The following is a 1,092-nucleotide window of genomic DNA, read 5'->3' on the forward strand; positions in this document are numbered from 1 at the left end:
TGTACTGACCTGAGAGGTTAGGTACGCGGCTGGCGGGTGGTTGACCCCCGAGTGCTGTGTGGCCGCGGTGGTAATTGTAGGTGTGCAGCCATCGTGGGTATTCGGCGCAGCGTTCGGCGTCGCTGGTGTAGAGCCGGGCGTAGGCCCATTCGTCGGCCAGGGTGCGGTGGAAGCGTTCGACCTTGCCATTGGTTTGGGGCCGATACGGACGGGTGCGGCGATGTTCGACGTCTCCGAGCGCGTCACGGAAGGCGTGAGATCGGTAGCAGGACCCGTTGTCTGTCAGCACTTTTCGGACTGTTATGCCCCACTGTTCGAACCAGGCGTTGGCGCGGGTCCAAAACTCTGCCGCAGTCTCCTTGCGTTCATCGGCGAGCATCTCGCTGTAGACCAACCGGGAGTAGCCGTCGATCGCGGTGTGCAGGAAGTGGTGCCCCCGCAACGGATGGCGGTGCTTGCTTTGTCGTCCTGAACTCTTGTCCGCCTGTGAGTTGCGATTACCGGCGGTGCGGCCCAGCAGCCGCCAGCCGCCACCGGCGGGGATCTTGCCGAGCTTCTTGACGTCGACGTGGACGAGATCACCGGGCTGCGCCGACTCGATGCGCCGGGTCACCCGTCCGGTCGCGCGGTCCAGCCAGCGCAGTTTAGCCAGACCGTAGCGGGTCAGGACGCGGTGCACTGTCGAAGGTTGCAGCCCCAGCAGATAGGCGATCCGGGCTGGGCCCCACCGGCGGAGTACGCGGACCTTGATGATTCGCCGCTCGGTGCGGGTCGGGGTTTGGTTCGGGCTTCGGTGCGGTCGTGAGCTGCGATCAGCCATCCCGGCCGGGCCCAGTTCGCGGTAGCGGCCGGCCCAGCGCGCCGCCGTGCTCACAGCGACCTGGAACCGTTCAGCGGCTCGCCGCAGCGGCCACCCGTCCTCGACGACGCAACGAGCCAGGCGCAGGCGACCGGTTTCTGACAAAGGGGCATTACGGTGGGACACGAAGACCTCCGGAGTGAGTTGGTGCGTTCCTAGACAGCTCGCACTTCACTCGGAGGTCTTCGTTATGTCACCACGCCACGCCGTACCTAACGTCCGTGGTCAGTACA

General features: G+C 65.5%; 1 protein-coding gene. It reads right to left on the bottom strand.

The features are described from left to right. A partial coding sequence (locus LOK44_RS29640) for an IS481 family transposase (RefSeq protein ID WP_237573665.1) occupies positions 1–985 on the bottom strand: 985 nt, incomplete at its 3' end. Positions 986–1,092: the final 107 nt, after the last annotated feature.

It is taken from the genome of Mycolicibacterium lacusdiani (assembly GCF_021916785.1).
Lineage (GTDB): Bacteria > Actinomycetota > Actinomycetes > Mycobacteriales > Mycobacteriaceae > Mycobacterium > Mycobacterium lacusdiani.